Raw genomic sequence first — 13,581 nt, forward strand, 5'->3', positions numbered from 1 at the left:
GGAAGATTGAAGGCGTGTCGAAAATTCTTGAGATCCTGACCCCGGAGGGTCTGCCGCCACTGGTCGAACGCCCGGGTGTCTCCTTCATCATGCCGGTCCTCAATGAGGCTGAGCACATCGCCAAAGCGATCACCACGATCTTGGCCCAGGACTATGAGGGAGACAAGGAAATCGTCCTCGCTCTCGGGCCGTCGACCGATGACACGAACCGCATCATTGCGGATATGGCGGCCAAGGACCCGAGGATCCAGACCGTTGACAATCCGCAGGCTGCTACGCCGATCGGCCTCAACCTCGCCATCGCTGCGACCCATCACCCGGTGATCATTCGCGTCGACGCACACTCCGGGCTGCGCACCGACTACACGGAGCAGGCCATCGACACCCTGCGCCAGACCAAGGCCGCGAACTGTGGCGGGCTCATGCTCGCTCGCGGTCGCACGTCTTTCCAGAAGGCCGTGGCCCGGGCCTACATGTCCCCGGTCGGACTCGGCGGTCCTGCCTACCATTCCGGTGACGAAGCAGGGGAGGCCGAGTCGGCCTACCTCGGCGTGTATCGACGTGAGGTCTTCGCCCACCTCGGCGGGTTCGACGAAGGCATCAAACGCGGACAGGACTGGGAACTGAACCTGCGCATCCGCACCGCAGGCGGTCGCATCTGGTTCAACCCGGACATGGAGGTCACCTACTGGCCGCGTGACTCCTGGTCGAAGATCGGTCAGCAGTTCTGGGCCACCGGCATCTGGCGCGCCGAACTCATCCGCCGCTACGGATCGGCCAACTCGCTGCGTTACTTCGCGCCACCGGTGCTGGTCCTCGGGATGGGAGCCAGCGTCATCGAAGCCCTCCTGCAGCTCACGGGGCGGACGAAGACGTGGCCGAAATTCCTGCGCCGCTTCACCTCTTTAGTCCACGTGCCCAGCCTGGGATACGTGTCGGCAATACTCGCGACCGCCTCGGCGGCCAAGGACTGCGGACGACGCGAACGCGCCTGGTTCGGCCTCATCCTGCCCACCATGCACCTGTGCTGGGGAGCCGGCTTCCTGCGGGGCCTGATCACCGGTGCCGGATCGACGAAGGACGGCAGCCGTTGAGCAAGAAGAATCGTCGGTACGGCCGCAGCGAACGTGAACAGAACACTCGTGCACAGGCCGGAAGCGAGCAGCCTGCCGAAGAGTCGATCGAGAGTGGACGGGCTCCGGTGCCCGAGCGGCCGACCCCGAAGAAGTTCAACGCACCGCTGTGGGCCGGCATCATCGTCGTCATCGCTGTCGTCGCCGTCCTCGGGTTCAATATGTTCAGCAGCAAGGACCACCTGACTGTGGACGCGCTCGAAAAGCCCGTGGTCGCCGCGCTCGACGGCGGTTCCGACGTCTACCCGGCGAACTCCAAATTCTCCTTCACCGAGAACGCGAAGTTCGGCTACCTGCCCGCACCGACTCTGTCGGAACTCGGCGATGGCACCATCGTCGCCGCGGATCCGAAGTCCGCGCCCAAGGCGATGGAGCTCGAAGACGACCTGTCCTCGCTGGATCGTGATTCGTTCCTTGACCAGGACATCAAGCCTCCGCGCAAGAACACCGCACCCGGTGAGCCCATCACCTGGGATCAGATGGTCGATGAGATGGCCGGAGCCACCGTGCTCATGCCCCTGATCGAATCGCCCCAGGTGGCAGACCCGGTGCTGAAGAAGATCGCCGAGGCGGACATTGCCGAATCGACGATCGTGCGCACCTCCAATGCCGAGGTCGCCAAGGCCGCATCCGACGCCGAGGTGGCCGTGATGTTCACCGGTGATCCGACTGCTACATCGCAGCAGTCGTTGTCCGAGGTGGGGTACACGATGATGGCTGTCGATGCGGCAGATGCCTCGAAGTGGACCGGCACGGATCTCGACATCTGGGCCACCGGAGTCAAGGACGAGAAGCGGCTGAAAGAACTCGCCGAGGCGGGGATCTTCGGAGCCCTGAGCACCAACCCGTACTCCATCCAGCCTTCAGAAGTGAAGTCCAACTGAAACACTGAACTCGACACTTGAACACCGCACTCGACCAACGACCAGGAGATGACATGACACAGCCCATCGGCAACCCATCACACATCGGCAACCTCGACGCCGCGCAACTCGGCCCGCAGCCGACCTACCTGCCAGATGACCATGCGGACGTTGAAGCGAGGAAGCGCCTCGACGCCGGCGAAGAGCCCATCGATGTCGCAGCTGGCCTGCCTGCCTCATCTCTGGCCTGGGCGATCCTGGCCGATGAAGCACACGGTGAGGGGCGACTCGTCGACTCCTACGCCTATGCCCGCGTCGGCTACCACCGTGGCCTCGATTCCCTCCGTGCCGCCGGATGGCGTGGGGCAGGCCCGATCCCGTGGAAGCATGAGATCAACCGCGGGTTCCTCCGCGCGCTCAACGCCCTTGGCCGTGCCGCTGGCGCCATCGGCGAGGGTGAAGAGGCCGCTCGAATCGAAGAGTTCCTGCGCTCGTCCGACCCTGCCGCCATCGACGCGATTGCGGCGGGGGAGTAAGCGGCTCCTCATTAGAACAACTCTTTATCGCGGGAGGTCGGCCCCATGCAGTCTTGGGAGCCGGGTCACGCCAGCTCCTGCAGGTAGGTGCTGAAGCCGCCTGCGGCTCGTCCTTCCAGCCTAGCTGAGGTGAGGACCCGGCAGGTGTCTGTGCGCAGCACCCGGCCGCCGGCCTCGAGAACCGCAGCCACCAAGGCCGCGTCCTCACCGCATGGCAGGGGCGGAATTCCGTCGACGAGTTCGAAGTAGGTTCCGCGGACACCAAGGTTGGCCCCGAAGACAAACGGGTGGTCCTCGCCCAGTTCATGTGCGGCATGCCATCTGGCAAGGAGCTCGGACGACCCGGTCTCAGGTCGCGGAGCAACCGTGCCCACGATGCAGTCGACACCGAGCTCGGCATGACGGATCTGGGAGGCGATCCAATGTTCGGGCACGCGGCTGTCGGCGTCGGTGAACGCGAGCCACATCGCATCAAGCGCCTGCTGGGTGTGAATGCCCCTTTGTCCGATGAAGTACTCGGCGGCGGCATTGCGAGCGTTGCCTACATTGTTGAACGAGACAGTGACCACCTCGACAATCGGATTCCGAGACGCGAAGTCCGTGACCAGGTCGAGCGTATTGTCCGTGCACGCATCGGCCACGACGATCACCCGGATGTGCACGACTGTGGAGGTGTGCCGTGCGTACGCAATCGAGGCCATCACCGATTCGAGGCAGCCTTCGATCTCATCTTCCTCATTGTGCGCCGGGACGATGACCGCAAAGTCATCAATCATCGGTGTCGCCCCCGGCAGCTGCTGCAGAACCGTTCGGGGGCTTCGTCACAGTGAGGATGTCGAGACGATACTTCGCATCAGCATGGAACTCGACCCTGTGATGAGGCCAGAAGCTCAGGCAGCTGTCGTGGACCTCATCGGCATTCAAGGGCCAATCGCGGATCTCGCCCTTCCAATGGCAGAGCACCAACACGAAACTGTGAGTCGTGGACACATTGATGCGTTGCAGAGTCTGATGCAACTGGGTTCGAGACAGGTAGAAGCCCGTCTCGGACAGGACAACACAGTCGAAGAGACCCTCGGGCCACTCGAATGGAACCGTGGCGCGAATGTAACTGACTCGGGAGTTGTCCAGGCGGTGCCGCTCGGCGATGGTCAGAGCCTGACTGCTGGCATCGACAGCGGTCACGCGTTCACTCACCTCAGCGAGTTCTTCGCTGAGGACCCCGATGGAGCAGCCGATCTCCAGCGTATGGGCAAACGAGGTCTGCGGAAGGTGAGCGAGCAGAGTCGCACGTTTGGAGATCTCGTATGCGGAATCACGCACGGCCCAGGGATCACTGCGATCAATGTGGACGCCGTCGAAGACCCGTGAGGCTGTGTGCGCGTCATTGACACCCGCCTCGGCGGCTGTCTCTGACTTGTCGGCGCTGAAATCCGTCACCTTGAAAGTGTCGCCGCCTCGGTTGAAGTGCTCCAACTGTGCCCGACTGAGGATCGCCTCATCGCCGGTCTGGTCGGACAGGGGCAAAGTCTGCGAGGGGTAGCATTCGAAGACCTCCTGCCTGTCCAGACCCTCAGGGTCAGGGAGGAAGCGCCACGATCGCCACTGTGAGTCTTCGGGTGTAGCCCAGTGCCAATACCAAATGGGATATTCGAGAACCATTGCCCTGCTTCGCCGTCCCACAGCCAGAGCGGCCTGACCAAGTGCCTCATGATCGGCGTGCCCATCACGGCTGTATGGGGCAACGATGGATACGGGCCCCTGAGCTGCAGAGAGCTCCGACACTATTTCCTGCAGTATCTGGTCGCTGTGCTCGGCCAGGTTGCCATCCTCGAATTCGAGGAATCTGCTCGTCACTGACGGGCCCAGCGTGCTCAGCGCAGCATCGAATTCCTGCAGGCGAACTTGTTTGAGGCGGTCTCGGGTGTGCGTGGTCGAATGAGGGTGCGACTTCTCCCCGGCTGTGAACAGAAGCACCCTCACATCGGCGTCGCACGCCCGAGCGTGAGACAGCAGCGAAGCGGCGCCGAATGCTTCGTCATCGGGGTGTGCCGCGAGCACCAGGACTGACCCGCCCTCAGCACAGACATCGTCGGTCAGGAGGGGAAGGTCGAGGGCTCCGGCCTGGACCCACGCCTCTTCGCTGGTGCTCTCATCCAGGTGACTGAAGCTCATCGTGCTGTGAAATCCTTCACGAGCGCTTCGCCCAGGGACGCCTCGTCGCGGGGCCCGTGGTGTTGACTGAGGTAGACGGTGAGATCCGCGTCGGCCTTCGCGAAGGTACTGTCGCCGGTGAGCGCAGCAGGCCCCGCGAGCTCTCGGCTCAAAAGCTGAATCTGCTGGGCACCGCGATAGACGATGTTGCGCACCCGCAGGGCTAACGACCAGGCACCATCGCGTGAGAATTCCTCGTCACCGTCTGCGGCCTCGGCCGCCTGAGCGAGTACCGCGCGGGCGGCGAAGATCTCGGCATCGAGCTGTCCCAGGCACAGGTCTCCCATCGGTGCAGGGGTGGGGCGCGCGAAATGTCGGCGGGCCGCATTCTGCGCCAGGCCCAGGGCACCACCGAACCAGCAGGCGGCGACCCTGATCCCGCCCCAGGCGAACGAGGGACGGTCGAGATACCAGCCGGGCGGACCGACCACCTCGGCGGGCGCCTGGTCGAAAGTCACAGACCCGCTGGGGATCTCGCGGAGTCCAATGCTGGGCCATGCGGTTTGGTCGGGATGGACTCGCGGATCATCCATGCCCACCGCCACGGCCTGCCCGTGTCCGTTGCGATGGGCGATGACGATGGCATGACTCAACTCTGATGCCAAGGAACACCACGCCTTCTCGCCGGTGATGACGGTGCTGCCATCCGTTTCGGCAACAGTGACGACCTTTCCAGGGACTTCCGCAGCATAGACACCCCATGAGGTCTGGTCTCCGGGTGGCTCGAGGGCCGCCTCGGCGATGATGCCGAGGGCATCGATATGGGGCTCGAGCATGCGGGCGACGGCCACATCGATCGACGCGACCATCGACAGAGCCTCCCACTGTTGCAGTTGGGACGAGGTACCGGTGAGGTCCAAATGGTTCTGAAGTGAGGTGATCTTCGTCGGTGGGGCAGCGCCGTCAGTGACCAGCTGAATCAGGGCCTCACGCTGGGAGGACGCTCGCGGGAGCTCGAGCCAGGGGGCCAGTGGAGAGAAGACATCTGAGTCGGAACTAATGGAGTCTCTGCTCATGTCGTTTCCTTCGGGGTAATTGGTGCCTGGACGGAAGAGAGAGGGGTGCTAGGAGTCCATTGCGGTGCGGAGGCGTTCGATGAGGTCGTCGAGTCCGTCGTCGAACTCTCGAGCGGAATGGTTCTCAGCGAGTTTGCTCTGCAGCCGTTGCACCGTCGGATAATCACCAAGATTCTCGTTGTCCTGCTCGTCGCTGCTGTTCTCCGCTATCGGAACTGGACTGACGCCGAGGGCCGATACTTGGAGCAGAAGATCGCCGAGGAGGAAGCTGGTGAAGGCCTTGTAGGCGTTGACGGCACGATCGTCGGAGAACCCATACTCCTTCAGTGACGTGAGGAAATAGTCGACCCAGCGGATGCTGCGCAAGGGTGGGCGCAGCCACGGGGCATCTGGCGGTTGGGTGATCATCAGGGGAAACATCTTCGGATGGGTCAGCGCGAGCTTGCGCATCGCATTCGCAACGAATTGAAAATAGCCTTCCCAAGACGAAGGCTTCTCCTGCATCAGATCGTCATTGAAGAGATCGTCGATGAGTTCACCGACGGCCGCAGAGATGAGTTCCTCGCGCCCGGGAACATGCCGGTACAGGGCCATGGCTTCGACGCCGAGTGCGGCGCCCAGCCGTCTCATGGTGAGGGCTTGGACACCGTTGTCGTCTATGAAGGTGATTGCAGCCTGAACGACATCGGTGCGACTCAGACGCCGGCGAATCATGGAATCTCCTCACATCGGTGAATCGGCGGACATCCGTGAAGAGGCCCGGCCCGCATTCATCCTAGCGGTCCTGTGGTCACCGGAGACGACTCTGCGCCCCGAACTCAGGTGAGTTCGGGGCGCAGAGTGCACTGGGGATGTGCGGGTATCGAAGGGATCGATCTTCAGGCCTTGGCGGCCCGACTGCGGCCGGTGATGAGTCCCCAGGCGATGAGGACGATCAGTGAACCGCCGATGGCGCACAGCCAAGTGGAGATATCGAAGAACGAACTGACTCCCGCGCCGAACACGGCACTGCCGATCCAGCCGCCCAGGAGTGCGCCGATGACGCCCAGGATGAGGGTGGCGATCCAGCCGCCGCCCTGTCGTCCTGGCAGGATCAGCTTTGCGATAGCCCCTGCGATGAGGCCGAGGGCTAGGTAAGCGATGAAGCCCATAGGTAGTTTCCTTTGATAGTGCGGGGAGGCGCGAGGCCTGAGGCCTCTCGATGTTTACACTGTAATCAATGTTTACAGTGTAAGCAACATATCAAGGGAATTGAGTGCTGGGCAATGCGGTCGGTGCCTCAGGCTGAGATGACTGCCGCTCCGCCTTCGATGTTCTGGGCGGTGAAGACCGCGTCGAGCAGTCCGGGGAAGCGGGCGTCGAGATCGTCCTTGCGCAGCGAGTTCATGATCGACGTACCCTGGTACTCCTGGCGGATCACACCAGCCTCGCGCAAGGTTCTGAAGTGATAGGTCGACGTCGACTTCGATACCGGCAGCTCGAATGCAGCGCAGGCGTGATCGTCGTCGGCGGTGTTCAGGCGGCAGGCGATGTGTCTGCGAATCGGGTCGGCGAGCGCGGCGAGCACGGTGTCGAGTCGCATCTCATCCCGTTCGGGATGGTCAAGAGTTCTCATGTGCAGCCTCCTCGTCTGAGTATCTCGGTGATCTTCCTGTCACATTGTTTCACTGTCCTTTGATTGTACGTCTTTCTTCGTAGTACGGTAAACGTCGAAGTACGAGGAGCTTCGTACTTCATCTCGAGTCCAGCATCCACGACTCGAGCCCACTACCGATGATCACGAGGTCTTATGTCCAACCTGCTGTTCGAACCACTCACCCTGCGTGGCGTGACTTTCCGCAACCGTGCTTGGGTGCCGCCGATGTGCCAGTACTCGGCAGACCACCTCGACGGCGTTGTCACACCATGGCACTTCGTCCACTACGGATCGATGGCCAAGGGCGGCGCCGGCGCCATCATCGTCGAAGCCGCTGGCGTCACTCCTGAAGGACGGATCTCTCCGCGGGACCTGGGTATGTGGAACGACGAGCAGCGTGATGCTCTGGTGCCGATCGTCGACTTCATGCACTCTCAGGGAGCGGCGGCCGGAATCCAGCTCGCCCATGCAGGGCGTAAGGCCTCGACCTACCCCGACTTGGGACACGGCAACGAAGGCAGCCTGTCCGAGAGCGAAGGCGGTTGGGAGACTCTCGCGCCCTCTGCAGTGGCGTTCCCCGGACTGAACACGCCACGTGAGCTCACCGAAGCAGAGATCGCTGAGACTGTCACTGCCTTCGCGGACTCAGCTCGCAGGTCGATGGAAGCCGGTTTCGACTTCGTGGAAATTCACGGTGCGCACGGCTACCTGCTCCATGAGTTCCTCTCCCCGCTGTCCAACACCCGCAACGACTCTTATGGCGGAACCCCGGAGAACAGGGCCCGTTTCCTCCTCGAGGTCGTTGACGCCACCCGCGCCGAGGTGGGCGAAGACGTTCCCGTGCTCGTACGCCTATCCGCGACGGACTGGACCGAAGGCGGGCTGACTCTCGATGATACGGCTCAGCTGTCGGGGTGGTTGAAGGACCACGGGGTTGATCTGGTCGACGTTTCGACTGGTGCGAACGTCGTGGCCAAGATCCCGGTTGGCCCCGGCTACCAGACGAGCTTCGCTGCCGGAATCCGCAAGCAGGCCGACATCCCCACCGCCGCAGTCGGACTCATCACCGAGCCGTTCCAGGCCGAGCACATTCTGGCGACCGAGCAGGCCGACGTCATTCTCCTTGGCCGCGAATCGCTGCGCGATCCCAACTTCCCTATTCGCGCTGCAGCCGCACTGCGTCACGAGATCGACTACAAGCCGACACAGTACCTGCGGGCGCATAAGTAGGCTGATCGGTCTGAGACTGTGAGCATAGGTGCGGGTGGAGCAATCGACTCCGCCCGCACCAGCGTCATATCAGCCCGCCGATCCACAGCCCCAATCCTGCCGCTGCGGTTGCCAACACCAGTGTGCCGAGGCAGTTGAACAGGCTGAGGGCCCACCTGCGCTCCTGGATGAGGCGAACGGTCTCGAAGCTGGCGGTCGAGAAGGTCGTGTAGCCGCCGAGGAACCCAGTGCCGATGACCAGATGCCACGACTCAGGAAGGATCTGATCACTGGCCAGCCCGGTGAGCAGACCCAGCACCAGTGAGCCGCTGACATTGATGACGATCGTGCCCCACGGGATGCCGCTGCTCACGCGAGACTTGATGATCCCGTCGAGCAGCATCCTCGCCGCGGTGCCGATGCCACCGGCCAGTGCGAGTGCGATGAAGATCAGCGGAGTCATTTCGCACCTCGACTGTGCGCGACAGCTGCCGTGGCGATGCCAGCCCACGTGGCCAGACCACCGACGAGCACTGTGCCCAGACCGTAGGCGATCCCGGCACCGACATCACCCTCGCCGAGGAGGCTCGCCGTATCCGTCGCCAGTGCACTGTAGGTGGTGAAGCCACCCATGAACCCGGTTCCGAGCACGATCCGCAGCCGGCGTCTGCGACCCTCATCAGGACCCATTCGAGCCAGGGCATCGAGAAGCAGCCCCAGCAGGAAGGCGCCGAGGATGTTGACGGCAAAGATCGCCCACGGAATGCCGTCTGCAGAGGGGAACGCGAGTGTGATGGCCTCACGGGCAGCAGTGCCGAACGTGCCGCCGATGAGCGCCAATCCCAGATAGGGCTGGCGCAGATGGGCGGGCCTGTTGCTGCTGGGGGCGTTGCTCATGGGAACTCCTACCTTCTGGGCATGCTGACGCCGGTCGAGGTAGGGACTGTTGTCGGAGAACCGAGGTTGGGTACGGCGAGCCCCACCGCCGTGACGCGCAGGCGTCTTCTTCATTCTGCCACACGGGCACGCGAAGAGGCCGCCGGATGACTGACATCCGACGGCCCCTGATTGGGGGTGGTGACTCAGCCTTCGCGGATCGTCATCCGGCTCAGCTTGGCGCCGTCGACGGCGAAGGCGAACGAGGACCGCCCATTCGCATGTGTTGAGCGCCAATCGCCGATGACGGTGACCTCATCGCCGTTGACACTGACCTCTTCGGGCGTGAGAGTGCCGGTCGCGCCGATGAATTCCTTGTCGCTCCAGGCCTTGATGGCATCGCGGCCGGTGAATTCTCTGCCCCAGTCATCGACGGTGCCGTCGGTGGTGAAGGCGTCGAGGAAGCCCTGTGCGTCGTGGGCGTTGACGGTGTCGATGAAGCCGGCGACGGGCTCGGGAATCTGCAGATCTGACATGGGTGCTCCTTAGCTTCTTGGGGTATGTGCTGTGCGTGCGGTGTGTCAGCGAGTGGTGTATCCGCCATTGGCGAAGATCGTCTGGCCGGTGATCCACCAGCCCTCGGTGGCGAGGAACCGCACGATCGGAGCGATGTCCTCGATCTGAGTGAGCTGATTGCCCATGCCCTGCGACTTGTGGAACTCCACCCGTTCGGGTGTTTCCTGACCGTAGAAGAACGGAGTGTCCATCGGTCCCGGGGCAATCGCCGTGACCGAGATTCCACGCTCAGAGTACTCCTTCGCCGCCGCCCTGGTGAAGTGCTCGACTGGGCTCTTTCCGCCGGCATAGGTCGAATACCCGTCCGTGAATGCCGCAAGCAGTGCTGTGACGATGGTGATGATCTTGCCGTTGTCGGCAAGGTGCTTCCCCGCTTCCTTGATGAAGAAGTAGGCGGCCTTGGAGTTGATGTCGAACATCGAGTCGTACTCGTCTTCGGTGGTGTCCGCGATCGGCTTGCGCAGCACCTTGCCCGTCGTATTCACTGCGATGTCGATCGTTCCCAGCGCCGAGGTGGCGTCAGCGAACAGCTTCTCGACGTTGGCGGGCCGGGTCAGGTCTCCGGTCAGGAGCACGCCCTTTGCCCCGCTCGACTCAACCGCGGCGAGCGTGGCCTCGGCCTCACTGCGGGAGGATTCGGAATTGTAGTGAATGGCGATATCGGCACCCGCCTCGGCGGCCTGCTGGGCGATGAGCCCGCCCAGATTCTTTCCGCCGCCGGCGATGAGGATGTGCTTGCCCTGGAGTGATTGATCGGTCATGGCATCTCCGTTGTATCGGTGGTACATCTGACTATAGCGACAATACACGATAATATAGCGACATGACAGAGGCGGCTTCGCTTGATACACGGACTCGGCTGCTCAATGCGGCTGCGGACCTCATTGCTGCAACCCCCGGGGAGGACTTCTCCCTGCGCGCGGTCTGCGATGCCGTGGGCGTGAAGATGCCTACCCTGTATCACTTCTTCGGCAACAAGCAGGGGCTCATCGAGGCCGTCATCGAACGTGGCTTCGACATGTATCTGTCTGCCAAGTCCGCCTCCGAATCCAGCGGCGATCCGATCCAGGACCTGCGGATGGGCTGGGATGCTCATGTGTCCTTCGGGTTGGAGAACCCCGGTTTCTACACGCTCATGTACGGCAAGGTCAGACCGGGGTACTCACCGGAGGCGCAGTCGAAGCCGAGTGAGATCCTTCGTTCGCTGACACGTCGGGCCGAGGCGCAGGGTCGACTGGTGGTTGGCTATGAGCAGGCCGCGGCCCACATACTGGCGACGAATATCGGAGTGACACTGCGGCTGATCATCCAGGGCCGAGCCGATCCGGATCTCTCAGCAGGAGTGCGTGAAGGCGTGCTCGCCGCGATCACCGGAACAGCGCAGGCCGGCGATGATGGGCAGCACTTAGGGCACTCGGTGATCGAACGTGCGGCAGCGCATCCGGAGATTCTGGGCACGACCGAGACCGCGCTGCTCATCCAATGGGTCGGCCGCCTCGGCGAGAGTGAGGGGTCAGGGCAGGGTCAGTGACGGGCGTGTGAGCGAGCCGAGTTGTACCTGTCGACGGCACGGCGCAGACGCTGCAGACCGTCTTCGATGCGCTGCGGTTCCGCCGAGGCGAAGCACAGGCGCAGCGCGTTCGTGAAGTCACCGGTCTGGGAGAACGCGGTTCCGGGAATGTAGGCCACGCCTTCCTCCAGGGCCCCCGGCATGAGGTCCTCGGTGTTGATGGTCTCGTCGTTGAACGTCACCCACAGGAAGAAGCCCCCGTCGGGATCAGTTGACCGGATCTCCTGACCGAAGAGCCGTTCGAGCCCGGACGTCATGGCGTTCTTGCGCTCGCCATAAGAGCTGCGCAGGTGGGCGACGTGGGTCTCGGCGTTTCCGTCATTGAGCCACTTCGCGACCATGTGCTGGGTGGGCAGGCTCGTGCACGAGTCCATGGTCTGCTTGGCGTTGATGATGAGGCCGCGCAGCTCGGGATCGATGTCGAGCCAGCCGATGCGCAGGCCGGGGGCGACGAACTTCGAGAAGGTGCGCACACCGAAGATCAGCGGATCATTGGGGCTGAGCTGGCTGAGTGAGGGGATGTCCTCCCCGGAGAAGCGCAGAGTGCCGTACGGATTGTCCTCGAGGATGACCGAATTGTGGCGGTGGGCGAATTCGAGGAGCTTCTCACGGCGGGCCAGGGACATCGTCACACCGGCCGGGTTCTGGAACGTCGGGACCGTATAGATCACCGAGGGGGCGCGACCGGCCCGGGCCACGATGTCGTCGAGCGCGTCGACCTGCATGCCCTCATCATCGACGGGCACCTCGGCGATCTCCGCTTCATAGCTCAGTGCTGTGGCCGAGCCGTTCGTGTACGTGGGGGCCTCGCAGAGGACGAGATCGCCGGGGCTGACGAAGAGTTTGAATCCGAGGTCGATTCCCTGCATGCCGCCGGTGGTGATGACCAGGCGCTCACGGTTGCCGAAGTGCTCGGCAGGGATCTGCCCGGTCTCCTGCAGGTAGTTCAGCAGCGCGTCGATGAGGACAGGCTCGCCCTGCGTCTCCCCGTAGGTGAAGCTCTCCGGAGTGAAGACGCTGTTCGCGATTCGAGCGAAATCCTCGGCCGGCAGCATATCGGGAGCAGGTGAGCCCATGCCGAACTTGACGATGTCGTGGTCGTAGGCGGCGAGCATCGCCACGGAGGAATCTATGACAGAGCCGACGAGGCTGTCGGCCCGGCTGGCGAAGGGAAGAGTGGGACGCGATGACGCTGAGGATGAAGCTGACGGGCTCGCGATTGACATGACGACCTCCAACGGGGCTGCAAGCCTGACGTCGACGTCACCGGCGATGTTCAGGAGCAATTTGCCCGAACGACGGAACTACTGGTGGTCTCAGCATAAGTACGACGAGCTCGGCGGGGCAAGAGGCGTGGCTGGGCGGGTGAGTCGGCAGATCGACGGCGGGCCACCTCGGCGAGGGTGAGGCCTATGCTGGTGGCCATGGCCGACTCCAGAGAGCGTGACATCAGGACTGCACCCATCGATGAACAGCTGCCCGCACTCGTCGACGAATACCGGGGCAAGCTCCTGGCCTGTTTGGACGGGATGAGCGAGGACGAGGCCCGCCGTTCCCTGGTGCCCAGCCGGACGACTCTGCTGTCCTTGGCCAAGCACGCGATCTTCGTCGAGACCGTGTGGTTCGGGGAAGTCGTGACCGGGCGGTACCGAACCGAATACGGACTGCCGAGTGACTCCGGAGACTCGTTCATCCTTGCTGATGAGGACACGGTGGAAAGCGTCACTGAGGCGTATTGGCAGGCTGTCGAGCGCTCACATCACGCGGTGGAGGAGATGACTCTGGACACGGTGCTCACCGGGCACCGGTCGGGGCCGATGCCGCTGCGCTGGATCTACCTTCATATGCTGCGTGAGCTGGCGCAGCATTGTGGCCATGCAGAGATCTTGCGTGAGCAGATCATTGCACAGCGGACTCAGCGCTAGAACCTGCTCGCGGTCGTGTCATAGTGA

General features: G+C 63.0%; 17 protein-coding genes. 6 read left to right on the top strand and 11 right to left on the bottom strand.

Annotated elements, in window-relative coordinates; genetic code table 11:
• Window positions 1-14 precede the first annotated feature (14 nt).
• From BAUR9175_RS16615 to BAUR9175_RS16625, 3 genes are read left to right on the top strand one after another with little or no spacing between them, the layout of a single operon-like run.
• Window positions 15-1,094 carry a glycosyltransferase family 2 protein gene (locus tag BAUR9175_RS16615; protein WP_009885168.1) on the top strand — a complete coding sequence of 360 codons (1,080 nt, stop codon included), beginning with the start codon at window positions 15-17 and terminating at the stop codon, window positions 1,092-1,094.
• Window positions 1,091-2,017, top strand: coding sequence for a hypothetical protein (locus BAUR9175_RS16620; RefSeq protein WP_096147033.1), 927 nt, complete (start codon window positions 1,091-1,093; stop codon window positions 2,015-2,017). Before BAUR9175_RS16615 ends, BAUR9175_RS16620 begins: the two co-directional genes overlap by 4 nt.
• Window positions 2,018-2,070: 53 nt before the next feature.
• Entirely contained in the window at window positions 2,071-2,532 is a 462-nt protein-coding gene (locus BAUR9175_RS16625; protein WP_009885166.1) for a DUF3151 domain-containing protein, read from the top strand.
• Window positions 2,533-2,597: 65 nt separating this feature from the next.
• Here BAUR9175_RS16625 and BAUR9175_RS16630 read toward each other — a convergent pair whose 3' ends face one another.
• The 6 genes from BAUR9175_RS16630 to BAUR9175_RS16655 form a co-directional block, all read right to left on the bottom strand.
• Window positions 2,598-3,308: a glycosyltransferase family 2 protein gene (locus BAUR9175_RS16630; RefSeq protein WP_101584585.1), complete on the bottom strand. Its 711-nt coding sequence runs from the start codon at window positions 3,306-3,308 to the stop codon at window positions 2,598-2,600.
• Window positions 3,301-4,707 carry a PIG-L family deacetylase gene (locus tag BAUR9175_RS16635; protein ID WP_101584587.1) on the bottom strand — a complete coding sequence of 469 codons (1,407 nt, stop codon included), beginning with the start codon at window positions 4,705-4,707 and terminating at the stop codon, window positions 3,301-3,303. The genes BAUR9175_RS16630 and BAUR9175_RS16635 overlap by 8 nt, the downstream gene beginning before the upstream one ends.
• On the bottom strand, window positions 4,704-5,762 hold the full coding sequence (locus BAUR9175_RS16640) for an acyl-CoA dehydrogenase family protein (protein WP_101584589.1): 1,059 nt from the start codon (window positions 5,760-5,762) through the stop codon (window positions 4,704-4,706). The genes BAUR9175_RS16635 and BAUR9175_RS16640 overlap by 4 nt, the downstream gene beginning before the upstream one ends.
• Window positions 5,763-5,810: 48 nt before the next feature.
• The gene (locus BAUR9175_RS16645) at window positions 5,811-6,476 is read right to left on the bottom strand and encodes a TetR/AcrR family transcriptional regulator (RefSeq protein ID WP_101584590.1); all 666 of its coding nucleotides are present in this window, start codon (window positions 6,474-6,476) and stop codon (window positions 5,811-5,813) included.
• 164 nt (window positions 6,477-6,640) lie between these two features.
• The gene (locus tag BAUR9175_RS16650; protein WP_101584592.1) at window positions 6,641-6,913 is read right to left on the bottom strand and encodes a GlsB/YeaQ/YmgE family stress response membrane protein; all 273 of its coding nucleotides are present in this window, start codon (window positions 6,911-6,913) and stop codon (window positions 6,641-6,643) included.
• A gap of 128 nt (window positions 6,914-7,041) precedes the next feature.
• Entirely contained in the window at window positions 7,042-7,377 is a 336-nt protein-coding gene (locus BAUR9175_RS16655) for an ArsR/SmtB family transcription factor (protein ID WP_101584593.1), read from the bottom strand.
• Between the two features lie 174 nt (window positions 7,378-7,551).
• Here BAUR9175_RS16655 and BAUR9175_RS16660 point away from each other — a divergent pair, with 174 nt between their 5' ends.
• The gene (locus BAUR9175_RS16660) at window positions 7,552-8,628 is read left to right on the top strand and encodes an NADH:flavin oxidoreductase/NADH oxidase (protein WP_101584595.1); all 1,077 of its coding nucleotides are present in this window, start codon (window positions 7,552-7,554) and stop codon (window positions 8,626-8,628) included.
• A gap of 64 nt (window positions 8,629-8,692) precedes the next feature.
• Here BAUR9175_RS16660 and crcB read toward each other — a convergent pair whose 3' ends face one another.
• The 4 genes from crcB to BAUR9175_RS16680 form a co-directional block, all read right to left on the bottom strand.
• Complete coding sequence (crcB, locus tag BAUR9175_RS16665) at window positions 8,693-9,070, bottom strand: fluoride efflux transporter CrcB (RefSeq protein WP_101584596.1); 378 nt, start codon at window positions 9,068-9,070, stop codon at window positions 8,693-8,695.
• Window positions 9,067-9,504 carry a fluoride efflux transporter FluC gene (locus BAUR9175_RS16670; RefSeq protein WP_101584598.1) on the bottom strand — a complete coding sequence of 146 codons (438 nt, stop codon included), beginning with the start codon at window positions 9,502-9,504 and terminating at the stop codon, window positions 9,067-9,069. Before BAUR9175_RS16670 ends, crcB begins: the two co-directional genes overlap by 4 nt.
• Window positions 9,505-9,689: 185 nt before the next feature.
• Window positions 9,690-10,019, bottom strand: a complete 330-nt coding sequence (locus tag BAUR9175_RS16675) for a nuclear transport factor 2 family protein (RefSeq protein ID WP_101584599.1) — start codon at window positions 10,017-10,019, stop codon at window positions 9,690-9,692.
• Between the two features lie 45 nt (window positions 10,020-10,064).
• Window positions 10,065-10,820: an SDR family oxidoreductase gene (locus BAUR9175_RS16680; RefSeq protein WP_101584601.1), complete on the bottom strand. Its 756-nt coding sequence runs from the start codon at window positions 10,818-10,820 to the stop codon at window positions 10,065-10,067.
• Between the two features lie 62 nt (window positions 10,821-10,882).
• Here BAUR9175_RS16680 and BAUR9175_RS16685 point away from each other — a divergent pair, with 62 nt between their 5' ends.
• Window positions 10,883-11,590, top strand: a complete 708-nt coding sequence (locus BAUR9175_RS16685) for a TetR/AcrR family transcriptional regulator (protein ID WP_096161037.1) — start codon at window positions 10,883-10,885, stop codon at window positions 11,588-11,590.
• Here the strand turns inward: BAUR9175_RS16685 and BAUR9175_RS16690 are convergent.
• Window positions 11,584-12,855, bottom strand: coding sequence for an aminotransferase-like domain-containing protein (locus BAUR9175_RS16690; RefSeq protein WP_101584611.1), 1,272 nt, complete (start codon window positions 12,853-12,855; stop codon window positions 11,584-11,586). The genes BAUR9175_RS16685 and BAUR9175_RS16690 overlap by 7 nt on opposite strands.
• 198 nt (window positions 12,856-13,053) lie before the next feature.
• Between BAUR9175_RS16690 and BAUR9175_RS16695 the strand changes: the two genes are divergently transcribed.
• Window positions 13,054-13,554, top strand: coding sequence for a DinB family protein (locus BAUR9175_RS16695; protein WP_101584612.1), 501 nt, complete (start codon window positions 13,054-13,056; stop codon window positions 13,552-13,554).
• The last annotated feature ends 27 nt before the right edge of the window (window positions 13,555-13,581 follow it).

The organism is Brevibacterium aurantiacum (assembly GCF_900169065.1).
GTDB lineage: Bacteria > Actinomycetota > Actinomycetes > Actinomycetales > Brevibacteriaceae > Brevibacterium > Brevibacterium aurantiacum.

Excerpts from the sequence above, each read along its gene's own strand:
- BAUR9175_RS16675 (WP_101584599.1), bottom strand. The coding sequence starts at position 10,019 with ATGTCAGATCTGCAGATTCCCGAGCCCGTCGCCGGCTTCATCGACACC.
- BAUR9175_RS16695 (WP_101584612.1), top strand. The coding sequence starts at position 13,054 with ATGGCCGACTCCAGAGAGCGTGACATCAGGACTGCACCCATCGATGAA.
- BAUR9175_RS16655 (WP_101584593.1), bottom strand. The coding sequence starts at position 7,377 with ATGAGAACTCTTGACCATCCCGAACGGGATGAGATGCGACTCGACACC.
- BAUR9175_RS16690 (WP_101584611.1), bottom strand. The coding sequence starts at position 12,855 with ATGTCAATCGCGAGCCCGTCAGCTTCATCCTCAGCGTCATCGCGTCCC.
- BAUR9175_RS16625 (WP_009885166.1), top strand. The coding sequence starts at position 2,071 with ATGACACAGCCCATCGGCAACCCATCACACATCGGCAACCTCGACGCC.
- BAUR9175_RS16670 (WP_101584598.1), bottom strand. The coding sequence starts at position 9,504 with ATGAGCAACGCCCCCAGCAGCAACAGGCCCGCCCATCTGCGCCAGCCC.
- BAUR9175_RS16645 (WP_101584590.1), bottom strand. The coding sequence starts at position 6,476 with ATGATTCGCCGGCGTCTGAGTCGCACCGATGTCGTTCAGGCTGCAATC.
- BAUR9175_RS16630 (WP_101584585.1), bottom strand. The coding sequence starts at position 3,308 with ATGATTGATGACTTTGCGGTCATCGTCCCGGCGCACAATGAGGAAGAT.
- BAUR9175_RS16650 (WP_101584592.1), bottom strand. The coding sequence starts at position 6,913 with ATGGGCTTCATCGCTTACCTAGCCCTCGGCCTCATCGCAGGGGCTATC.
- BAUR9175_RS16685 (WP_096161037.1), top strand. The coding sequence starts at position 10,883 with ATGACAGAGGCGGCTTCGCTTGATACACGGACTCGGCTGCTCAATGCG.
- crcB (WP_101584596.1), bottom strand. The coding sequence starts at position 9,070 with ATGACTCCGCTGATCTTCATCGCACTCGCACTGGCCGGTGGCATCGGC.
- BAUR9175_RS16640 (WP_101584589.1), bottom strand. The coding sequence starts at position 5,762 with ATGAGCAGAGACTCCATTAGTTCCGACTCAGATGTCTTCTCTCCACTG.
- BAUR9175_RS16660 (WP_101584595.1), top strand. The coding sequence starts at position 7,552 with ATGTCCAACCTGCTGTTCGAACCACTCACCCTGCGTGGCGTGACTTTC.
- BAUR9175_RS16680 (WP_101584601.1), bottom strand. The coding sequence starts at position 10,820 with ATGACCGATCAATCACTCCAGGGCAAGCACATCCTCATCGCCGGCGGC.
- BAUR9175_RS16635 (WP_101584587.1), bottom strand. The coding sequence starts at position 4,707 with ATGAGCTTCAGTCACCTGGATGAGAGCACCAGCGAAGAGGCGTGGGTC.